This is a genomic window from Paenibacillus popilliae ATCC 14706, from assembly GCF_000315235.1.
Taxonomy (GTDB): Bacteria; Bacillota; Bacilli; order Paenibacillales; family Paenibacillaceae; genus Paenibacillus_B; species Paenibacillus_B popilliae.
Genome location: NZ_BALG01000027.1, coordinates 54,203 through 64,401, shown reverse-complemented (window position 1 = coordinate 64,401; position 10,199 = coordinate 54,203). Strand labels below are relative to the sequence as shown.

8 protein-coding genes are annotated in these 10,199 nt (G+C 56.4%); 2 read left to right on the top strand and 6 right to left on the bottom strand.

Features of this window, described 5'->3' with window-relative positions; translation table 11 throughout:
• From PPOP_RS19270 to uvrB, 6 genes are all read right to left on the bottom strand, one after another.
• Positions 1 to 1,062 (bottom strand): copper amine oxidase N-terminal domain-containing protein (locus tag PPOP_RS19270; RefSeq protein WP_006284675.1); only part of this gene is annotated, 1,062 nt, incomplete at its 3' end.
• Between the two features lie 85 nt (positions 1,063 to 1,147).
• Positions 1,148 to 2,275, bottom strand: a complete 1,128-nt coding sequence (locus PPOP_RS03525; protein ID WP_006284674.1) for a S1C family serine protease — start codon at positions 2,273 to 2,275, stop codon at positions 1,148 to 1,150.
• Between the two features lie 181 nt (positions 2,276 to 2,456).
• Entirely contained in the window at positions 2,457 to 2,660 is a 204-nt protein-coding gene (locus tag PPOP_RS03520; RefSeq protein ID WP_006284673.1) for a hypothetical protein, read from the bottom strand.
• Positions 2,661 to 2,974: 314 nt separating this feature from the next.
• The gene (locus tag PPOP_RS25725; RefSeq protein ID WP_422730612.1) at positions 2,975 to 3,058 is read right to left on the bottom strand and encodes a putative holin-like toxin; all 84 of its coding nucleotides are present in this window, start codon (positions 3,056 to 3,058) and stop codon (positions 2,975 to 2,977) included.
• A gap of 100 nt (positions 3,059 to 3,158) precedes the next feature.
• Positions 3,159 to 6,035 carry an excinuclease ABC subunit UvrA gene (gene uvrA / locus PPOP_RS03515; RefSeq protein ID WP_042227282.1) on the bottom strand — a complete coding sequence of 959 codons (2,877 nt, stop codon included), beginning with the start codon at positions 6,033 to 6,035 and terminating at the stop codon, positions 3,159 to 3,161.
• A 52-nt stretch (positions 6,036 to 6,087) separates the two neighbouring features.
• Positions 6,088 to 8,085: an excinuclease ABC subunit UvrB gene (gene uvrB, locus PPOP_RS03510; RefSeq protein ID WP_006284671.1), complete on the bottom strand. Its 1,998-nt coding sequence runs from the start codon at positions 8,083 to 8,085 to the stop codon at positions 6,088 to 6,090.
• A 491-nt stretch (positions 8,086 to 8,576) separates the two neighbouring features.
• Between uvrB and PPOP_RS03505 the strand changes: the two genes are divergently transcribed.
• Both PPOP_RS03505 and PPOP_RS03500 read left to right on the top strand, forming a co-directional pair.
• Complete coding sequence (locus PPOP_RS03505; RefSeq protein WP_006284670.1) at positions 8,577 to 9,389, top strand: flagellar motor protein; 813 nt, start codon at positions 8,577 to 8,579, stop codon at positions 9,387 to 9,389.
• Positions 9,373 to 10,188: an OmpA/MotB family protein gene (locus PPOP_RS03500; RefSeq protein WP_006284669.1), complete on the top strand. Its 816-nt coding sequence runs from the start codon at positions 9,373 to 9,375 to the stop codon at positions 10,186 to 10,188. Before PPOP_RS03505 ends, PPOP_RS03500 begins: the two co-directional genes overlap by 17 nt.
• The last annotated feature ends 11 nt before the right edge of the window (positions 10,189 to 10,199 follow it).

The following is a 10,199-nucleotide window of genomic DNA, read 5'->3' as shown; positions in this document are numbered from 1 at the left end:
GCTGATATCCTTCACCCCCGCTCTGTTGGCCGGGTCATCATTCGGACGGAACGTATTCAGCAGCGGTTCATATTGAAGCAGTTGCCGCGGCGATAAGGCAGCAGCATCATACATCTTCACCGTATAGCGGTTGCCCCCGGCGCTGAATACACGGGTGAGCTTCAGGCCCTCGTCCTTCACAATGGCCTGCGCATATGCCTTGCCGTCCATCGTTCCGATATGAGACGACTTGATCGCATCTTTATCGAACATTTCTGTCTTCATATGCTCCAGCATCTGCTTGCCTGTCGCTTCCCCCGCGAACTGATCCGCCAGATGGGCAAGCTTGTTGGACTGCCACGAGTTGATATCAATCTCCGCCCAGGCTTGTCCGGACGGGCTCTCCAAGACGACGGCGTTTTCCTCCGGCGTCAAGAACCGGTAGCTCCAGCCTTCCGGCATCACCATCGACCAGCGGCGCACATGATCGCCGATACGTCCCGCCTGCGCGCTTACATCGATAACCGCGTCCGCCAACGTGCCGGTTCGTTTCAGCGCAATGCTCTGATCACTCGCCACCGTACAAGTGGCCCCAAAGGCTTCCGCTAACGGCTTAAGCGGTGCCATAAGCGTGCCGTCCACCATTTCCGGAGCGACAGGGAGCGTCATCGCCTTGCCGTTCACCCTCACCTGCGGCTGCCCAACGCGCAGCCGCAGCGCCGTATTGTCGTTCTTTAACGTCACAACATCTCCCGCGCTCCAGCTCAGCTCGGCCCCGAACGCCTTGGTAAATACCCGCAGCGGCACCATCGTTGCCCCTTGCTTTACATACGGCTTGGCTATCGTCCATTCTTCCCCGTTCAGCGTCGCCTTGGCGCTGCCTACCTGCAGCCGCAGCTCCTCCATCACCAGACCCGCCTGTGTCTGTGCCTGTGCGGCTAAGGGCGGATGTACCTCCGCCTGCAACGTTCCGCTTCCTACAGCCGAAGCCGCTGCTATCGCCTGTCCTCCGGCCAGCAGTACGGCGGCAAGCCCGGTGCATGCGATCCTGCCCATGATCTTGCCTGTATTCCTCTCTCTCATTCTACCGTCTCCTCTCCCAAGACGCTCCTTCACTCCTATCAACGATCTCCCCCTGCCCGACAGCAAAGGGAACGACGGCGCTGGATTAGCCTTCGACCAGCGCAACCGTCCGTTCCACCACATCCCCATCCGACTGCATCGTAAGCGACACCCGTTGTCCGGGCAGCCGCAGCTTAAGCGCTTCAATGATATCCGTCTTCGTCATCACCTGTTGCCCATCGACGGCATACAGCACATCGCCTTCGCGGATGCCGGCCTGCTTCGCCGCTTCGCTTTGCACCGCCGTCACCCGAAGCAGTTCCGCTCCCGGCAGCCCCTCAGAGGCGGCATAGTCCTCCTCCAGTTCGATGCCAAGATCCGCGCGCTTAATCTTGCCATAGTTCATAAAATGGCGAATCGCCATCTGCACCGTATCTGCCGGAATGGCAAACCCCAGGTTATCGATGTCATCCCCTATACCTTTCTGCGTATTGACGCCAATGACTTCCCCTTTCATATTAAAAAGCGGCCCGCCGCTGCTGCCGGGATTGAGCGCTGCGTCTGTCTGAATCTTCTTATAGTCGTATGACCACGATGGCGGTTCTCCGGTGTATGACCGCCCGATGCCGTTCACGATGCCTAATGTCGCCGAATTGCGCAGCCTAAACGAACCCGGCGTTCCCAGAGCGACGACCGGATCGCCGACCTGCGGCGCCTGCTTCATGAACGTGACCGGCTTTAGTCCGCTGGCCTTGATTTGCAGCATCGCCAGATCGATCGCCTCGTCGGCATACCATTTTTGAACCGAATACGCCGTTCCATCCGAGGTAACCACTTGCAGATTCGAGGCTCCTTTAACAACATGCGCATTCGTTACAATCCAACCATCCTCGCGCACGACGAAGCCGCTCCCAAGCCGATAATCCTTCCCTTCCTCGCTGCCCTCTACTATACATAAAATGGAGATGACCGACGGTCCGACCTTTTGAATAACGGCGGAAACATCGTTCGGCATGTAGCTGTACATTTGCGTCTTCGAACTGTATGTCCCGTCACCGCCGAACCATTGCTGCATTGCCTCAGCCTGCACATTCACCTTACCATCGATGCTGGCGGCCTTCATCGTTGCCGCATCGGCTGCATGTGCCGCCGCCGGCAGCGTCACCCCCGACATCACCGCCAGCGACAGCAACCCGCAGCACAACCCCTTCTTCCTGACATGATCTGCTTTCATATTCTTCTCTCCTCTTGATTTGCGCGTTGAGAAAGGTCCGCTTTCAGTACCGGGGAGGCATCCAATGCCGAAAAAAGCCCTTTGATAATCTATATCAAAGAGCCTGTCTGTTGGCTGTTTGAATGTGTGCGGAGTTCGGCATCCCCATTAAAATCGCTTAACATTACGATATAGACTATTTTTACCAACCCGAAATCATCTTCATATCTGCAATCAAAAAGACAATCAAGCTGACAATCACAAACCCGATTGCAAACGGATTGCGCGGACGCTGCTTGACTTGACGGATTGCTGCCCAAATCAAGATGGACGTAAACACGATCATAAAGACGTCAAAAAAAGTAAACAGGTTTTCGGTCTGCTCTGCTCCTTCGGCCAGAAACATGGTGCGACCTCCCTCTACATGCGCATTTCCCCAATCTTTCCCTATGTTATAATTACCAAGCAAGGATTTCAATACTTTTCCACTATCTTTAACAGGATTGTCACAGGTTTTTAGGTTTTTGGGTGGGGATGACATTTACAAATGAGCCACGTCATCGCTCGAGCCGTGTGCCTCCCATGATGACCGATTCAAATGGGATTCACATAAAAAAGACCGCAGATTCGGGAACATCTACGGTCTTGCAATCCATTGCCTCTTAGGCAGTCGACCATTATGGAAGGTAGGCTTCCACCAGCCGGTAAGCTCAGGGAGGTCTACTTCTTGTTAGGGAAGGACAGCAGCACAATCACGAACAATCCGAATGCAATCATCAGACGGAGTGATTCATAGACTATCATCGCCGATGACCGTATCGAAATAATGCCGAATCCCCAAATACGTGGCGATGGTGATCATATGCGACGGGGAAGCCTCGTGCCGCATTATTGTCCCTTGCGCTTACACCTCCTGCGCCACGCTGCAGGCCGTCTCCCACTGCGCGGCCCGTTCCCGATCCCGTTCCAGAATTGGCTTCAAGTAGCGGCCCGTGTAGGAGCCTGCCACCTTCACGACCTGCTCCGGCGTGCCGGTCGCCACCATCGTGCCGCCGCCGCTGCCGCCTTCCGGGCCGAGGTCGATCAAGTAATCGGCCGTCTTAATAACGTCGAGGTTATGCTCGATCACGAGCACCGTCTCGCCGGAATCAACGAGGCGATGCAGCACCTGCAGCAGACGGTCGATATCCGCGACATGCAGACCCGTCGTCGGCTCATCGAGAATGTAAAATGTCTTGCCCGTGCTGCGGCGATGCAGCTCCGCCGCGAGCTTCACCCGCTGGGCTTCGCCCCCGGACAGCGTCGTCGCCGGCTGGCCGAGCTTCATGTAACCGAGCCCGACATCGAGCAGCGTCTGGATTTTGCGGTGAATACGCGGCACGTTCTGAAAGAACTCCGCCGCATCCTCGATCGTCAGCTCCAGCACATCGGCGATGCTCTTGCCTTTATATTTGACTTCCAACGTCTCCCGGTTGTAGCGTTTGCCCTTGCACACTTCGCAAGGAACGTATACATCCGGCAGGAAGTGCATCTCAATCTTGATAATTCCATCGCCCCGGCATGCCTCGCAGCGACCGCCCTTGACGTTGAAGCTGAAGCGGCCCTTCTTGTAGCCGCGAATCTTCGCTTCATTCGTCGTCGAGAACAGATCACGGATATCGTCGAACACGCCGGTATACGTAGCCGGGTTAGAGCGCGGCGTCCGCCCTATCGGCGACTGGTCGATATCAATGACCTTATCGATATGCTCGAGGCCGCGAATCTCCTTGTACTGTCCTGGACGCACCTTCGCCCGGTTCAAATCTCTCGCCAATGTCTTATACAGAATCTCGTTCACGAGCGTCGATTTGCCGGAGCCGGATACGCCGGTTACCGCCGTGAATACGCCAAGCGGAAGCTTCACGTTCACGCTGCGCAGATTGTTCTCCTTGGCGCCGATGATTTCGAGCCATCGTCCGTCTGGCGCACGGCGCTTCGACGGTACCGGAATGAACTTGCGCCCGCTCAAATATTGGCCGGTAAGCGAATGCTTGTCCTTCATGATCTCTTCCGGCGTCCCTTCGGCGATAACCTGCCCGCCGTGAATTCCCGCGCCCGGACCAATATCGATGATATGGTCCGCCGCAAGCATCGTGTCTTCGTCATGTTCGACGACGATAAGCGTGTTGCCCAGATTGCGCATATGCTCCAGCGTCTGAATCAAACGATCATTGTCGCGTTGATGCAGCCCGATGCTCGGCTCGTCCAAAATATATAGCACACCCATCAGGCTGGAGCCAATCTGGGTCGCAAGCCGGATACGCTGCGCCTCGCCGCCGGACAGCGTTCCCGCCGCGCGGCTCAGCGTCAAGTAATCCAGCCCCACGTTCACCAGGAAGCCAAGCCGGGCGTTGATCTCCTTCAGGATGAGATGGGCGATCATCTGTTCCTTCTCCGTCAGTTCCAGACTCGAGAAGAAGCGCTGCGCCTCCCCGATAGAGAGCGCCGTTACATAGGCCATATTTTGAGCATTGATGGTAACAGCGAGACTTTCCTTGCGCAAGCGATGCCCTTTGCAGGTACCGCATGGCTTGGCGCTCATGAAGCCTTCAATATGCTCGCGGACGGCTTCCGATGCCGTCTCGCGGTAGCGCCGTTCCAAGTTATGAATAATTCCTTCGAACGCCACCTGCGCTTCCTTCTTGTGACCGAAATCGTTCTCGTAGCGGAAGCGCACCTTCTCTCCCCCCGTGCCATGGAGCAGCTTCGTCATCTGTTCCGGCTCAAGCTGCGACACGGGCACATTCATCGGTATGCCGTAATGCTCGCATACCGCCTGGAGGAACTGCGGATAATAGTTCGACGTGCTTCCTGCCCACGCCTGGAACGCTCCTTCCCCGATCGTCTTCGACGAGTCCGGAATGAGCAGCTCCGGATCGACAATCATCTTGACGCCGAGTCCGTCGCAATCCGGGCAGGCGCCGAACGGGCTGTTGAAGGAGAACATCCGCGGCGACAGCTCATCGATGCTGAAGCCACACTCCGGACAAGCCAGATTCGAGCTGAAGACCAGCTCTTCTTCGCCGATGATATCGACGATAATCCGCCCGCCCGACATATGGAGTGCCGTCTCGATCGAATCGGCCAGCCGAGCCTGCACCTCATCCTTCACGACAATGCGGTCGACGACCACTTCAATATTATGCTTCCGGTTCTTCTCCAGCTCGATCGTCTCCGATACATCGCGAATCTCGCCATCTACGCGCACCCGCACGAAGCCCTGTTTCTGGATGTCGGCGAAGACGCCCTTATGTTCGCCCTTGCGCCCGGAGATGACTGGAGCCAGAATCTGCAGCCGAGTCCGCTCCGGATACGCCAACATGCGGTCCACCATCTGTTCGACCGTCTGCGACGTAATCTCAATGCCGTGCACCGGACAATGGGGCCGCCCAATCCGAGCGTACAGCAGCCGCACATAGTCGTAAATCTCCGTTACCGTTCCAACCGTGGAACGCGGGTTGCGGCTCGTCGTCTTCTGGTCGATGGAGATGGCAGGCGAGAGGCCGTCAATCGAATCTACGTCCGGCTTCTCCATCTGCCCAAGGAACTGGCGCGCATAGGCGGAGAGCGACTCCACATAACGGCGCTGGCCTTCGGCATAAATCGTATCGAACGCCAGCGAGGATTTGCCCGAGCCGCTCAATCCGGTGAGCACGACGAACTTGTCGCGCGGAATCGTTACATCAATATTTTTCAGGTTGTGGGCCCTCGCCCCTTTGATCACGATATGTTCACTCGCCAATGTGTTAACCTCCCGCTTCAGGTCCACTCGAACCTCGTCAAGCCTCTGAATTCTAATCCATCGCCCGCAATTCCATCAAGGCGTCGCGCAATTCTGCCGCACGCTCGAACTGCAGGTTCTTGGCCGCATCCTTCATTTCCTTCTCCAGTCGTTGAATCACCGACTGGCGATCCTTCTTCGACATCTTATCCACCGATGTGCCAATATCGTAGCCCGTCTTCGATTCCGCCGTCTTCGTCGCTTCGATGACTTCGCGGATTTTTTTGCGAATCGTCTGCGGCGTAATGCCGTGCTTCTCGTTGTGCGCCATCTGAATGCTGCGGCGGCGCTCCGTCTCCTTGATCGCCTTGTCCATGGATTCGGTTATCTTGTCCGCGTACATGATGACGTGGCCGCCGGCATTCCGGGCCGCCCGCCCGATCGTCTGAATGAGTGATCGCTCGGCGCGCAGGAAGCCTTCCTTATCGGCATCCAGTATGGCGACAAGCGACACTTCCGGCAGGTCGAGTCCTTCTCTTAGCAGGTTAATCCCGATCAGCACATCGTATACCCCAAGACGCAAATCGCGAAGCAGCATCATCCGCTCCAGCGTCTTGACATCGGAGTGAAGATAGCGGACCTTGATTCCGATGTCCTTCAAATAATCGGTCAGATCCTCGGCCATCTTCTTCGTTAAGGTCGTGATCAACACCCGTTCGTCCTTCTTCAGGCGCAGACGGATCTCCTCAAGCAGATCGTCGATTTGCCCCTTCGTCGGCCGAACCTCGACCACCGGATCAAGCAATCCGGTCGGGCGGATAATCTGCTCGATCATGGTCGGGCAATGCTCCAGTTCATAAGGACCCGGTGTCGCCGAGACATAGATGGCCTGCGGCACCTTCGACTCGAATTCCTCGAAGCGAAGCGGCCGGTTGTCCAGCGCCGAAGGCAGCCGGAACCCGTGCTCCACGAGCACTCCCTTCCGTGCCCGGTCCCCGTTGTACATGCCCCGAATCTGCGGCAACGTCACGTGCGACTCGTCGACGACGACGAGGAAATCATCCGGGAAGTAGTCGAGCAGCGTATACGGCGTCGCCCCGCGCTCCCGGAACGTCATCGGTCCGGAATAGTTCTCGATGCCGGAGCAGAAGCCCATCTCCTGCATCATCTCGATGTCGTACCGGGTGCGCTGCTCCAGCCGCTGCGCTTCCAACAGCTTGCCCTGGCTCCGCAGCTCCTCCAACCGATCCTCCAGTTCGCGCTCGATATGCTTCAATGCGAGCTTCATCGTCTCCTCCGCCGTAACGAAGTGAGATGCCGGGAAGATAGCGACATGATCGCGCTCGCCGATAATCTCGCCCGTGAGCACATCAATCTCGGCGATGCGCTCAATCTCATCCCCGAACAGTTCGACGCGGATGGCATGCTCGCTCTTCGAGGCCGGGAAGATCTCAATGACATCGCCCCGCACCCGGAACGTTCCCCGGATGAAGTTCAGATCATTGCGCTGATACTGAATATCGACCAGCTTGGCAAGAATTGCATTGCGCGGCTTCTCCATTCCCGTCCGCAGCGACAGGACTAAATTCCCGTACTCCGTCGGCGATCCCAAGCCGTAGATGCATGATACGCTGGCGACAATAATAACGTCCCTCCGCTCGAATAGCGAGCTCGTCGCCGAGTGGCGGAGTTTGTCAATCTCTTCGTTGATGCTCGAATCCTTCTCAATATACGTATCGGAAGACGGAATGTACGCTTCCGGCTGATAGTAATCGTAATAGCTGACGAAGTAGGATACGGCGTTGTTCGGGAAAAATTCCTGAAACTCGCTGCATAACTGGGCGGCCAACGTCTTGTTATGGGCAATGACCAGCGTCGGCTTGTTCACTCTGGCTATCGTCTGAGCAATCGTGAATGTCTTGCCCGTGCCTGTCGCGCCAAGCAGCGTCTGATGGCGCTTGCCTTGCTGCATTCCTTCGACCAGCTTGTCGATCGCCTCCGGCTGATCCCCTTGTGGATCAAATTCCGATACCAGCTCAAACGGCTTCGTCAACACTTCCCATTCCGCCATAGCCTCACCGACTTTCTTCCAAAATAATAATGAATATGGTATGCTCAATTCATGATCAATATGGTATGCTCAACTCATGCTCAAGACGAGGCTGGCTTGCCGTCATGGCCTGGCGGTTCCGCTGCTTGCCGCTTCGCCGTCGGGATAAGCCTTCAGACCGGATACCTTCCCAATCAGGCCTAAATTCAGCCGTTCTGTAGGTCTCCCGAATCAAATAACAGGCCAAAATCGGTGTAAGTTGCTATTCCCTAAACTTTCCTTGATAATGACCCGATAAAAGGATCAGACAAGAATAAGGGAAGGCGGCGTTCCGCCCATAATCGGCCTTCTCGCCCCCGCGAACTTCTATGCGTGAAAGAGCACTCAACTCACATACGTCGTCAATCGGTTGTCATAAACAGTCACAAATAAGAATGTTTGTTCCCTTTCGATTATACTCTTTTCACGGTATGGATGCAAATGGGAAATGTTAAACGGGAGAGGATTACAAGATGGATAAAACGACAGTCATCGGGATTATTGCAGGATTAACCGCGCTCATCGGCGGTTTTTTGTGGGAAGGCGGGCATATTGGCGGCTTATGGGAAAAAACGGCGGCGCTCATCGTTATCGGAGGCACCCTCGCCGCGGTCGTCGTCAGCTTCCCGGGGAAGCGGCTCCGCAGCATTCCGCAGGCGCTAAAGATGGCATTCGCGCACCGCGCGACGCAGCCGGAGAAGCTCATCGACGATATCGTCGCGCTGAGCACGGTAGCCCGCCGCGAAGGCATGCTGTCCCTGGAAGACTCGGTGCAGCAGCACGAGAATGAATATTTGCGCAGTGGCATGATGATGGTCATCGACGGCACGGAACCGGATCTGGTGAAGCAGATGCTTGAGCTTGAAATGGACGCGATCACCGAGAAGCACGAAGGCTATGCCAAAATATTCGAAGCCGCCGGAGGCTATGCCCCGACGATGGGGATTATCGGTACGGTCATGGGATTGATTCACGTTCTGGGCAGCCTGTCCGATCCTTCCATGCTCGGACCCTCAATAGCCGTCGCCTTCACGGCGACCCTGTACGGCGTAGCGACCGCGAACGTCATCTATCTGCCTGTCGCGAGCAAGATCAAAGCGCGGAGCGCAGACGATATCCGCATCATGGAAATGATTGAGTACGGCATTCTCGCCGTTCAGGCGGGAGAGAACCCGCAGATCGTGCGTAAAAAGCTGAGCTCCTTCCTTCTTGCCGAGGATGCGTTTGAGTCGCTCAAGACGGATCCGTTGATGAAGCGGGGGATGATCCATGAGACGCAGAAGTAGACAACAAGCCCAGGAGACCGCCCATCATGAACGCTGGCTTATCACCTATGCCGATTTGATTACGCTGCTTCTTATTTTCTTCGTCATTATGTACGCGATGAGCCAGGTAGACGCCGGCAAATACCAGTCGCTCTCCGAGACGCTCCAACAATCGTTCAAGAGCGGCGACACCCCGTTGGACCAAGGAGCGGGCATCCTGGATGGAGCCTATACGAAGCCCGGCAAGACAGGGGCGCTCAAGACCGCCGAAGACGGGGGTTCCGGGGAAGTCAAGGAAGAGAAGCCGGCCGCCATCGGCGTGTTGACCGACAAGGACTTGGCATTCCGCAAGCAGGAAGAACAGCTCAAGAACTTCATGGGAGTCATTCAGCAGTACATTAGCGACAACGGTCTGGACGGCCAGATTGAGGTGGCGGATATCCCCAAAGGGATTTCGATTCGGCTCAGCGACCGGCTGCTGTTCGATTTGAGCCGCGCCGAGCTGAAGGACAAGGCCTTGCCGACCCTGGACAAGCTGGCTACCCTGCTGCCGCGGCTCGACACGATGGTCAGCATCGAAGGGCATACGGACAATCTGCCGTTCGCCTCCGGCGGACGATACAAGGACAATTGGGAGTTATCCGCAGCCCGGGCCCTGTCTGTCCTCCGCTTCTTTGTTGATGACAAGAAGTTGGATCCCGACCAGTTCCAGATCGCGGGCTACGGTGAGACACGGCCGGTTGTGGATAATGATACGGAAGCGCACCGCCAACAAAACCGGCGGGTGGAGATTATCGTCCTGCGCAGCATGGTGCAGTAGACCATCCATAC

Bases quoted from the DNA above. Each gene is read 5' to 3' on its own strand.
- PPOP_RS03525 (WP_006284674.1), bottom strand. From the start codon at position 2,275: ATGAAAGCAGATCATGTCAGGAAGAAGGGGTTGTGCTGCGGGTTGCTG.
- PPOP_RS03500 (WP_006284669.1), top strand. From the start codon at position 9,373: ATGAGACGCAGAAGTAGACAACAAGCCCAGGAGACCGCCCATCATGAA.
- PPOP_RS25725 (WP_422730612.1), bottom strand. From the start codon at position 3,058: ATGATAGTCTATGAATCACTCCGTCTGATGATTGCATTCGGATTGTTC.
- PPOP_RS03505 (WP_006284670.1), top strand. From the start codon at position 8,577: ATGGATAAAACGACAGTCATCGGGATTATTGCAGGATTAACCGCGCTC.
- uvrB (WP_006284671.1), bottom strand. From the start codon at position 8,085: ATGGCGGAATGGGAAGTGTTGACGAAGCCGTTTGAGCTGGTATCGGAA.
- PPOP_RS03520 (WP_006284673.1), bottom strand. From the start codon at position 2,660: ATGTTTCTGGCCGAAGGAGCAGAGCAGACCGAAAACCTGTTTACTTTT.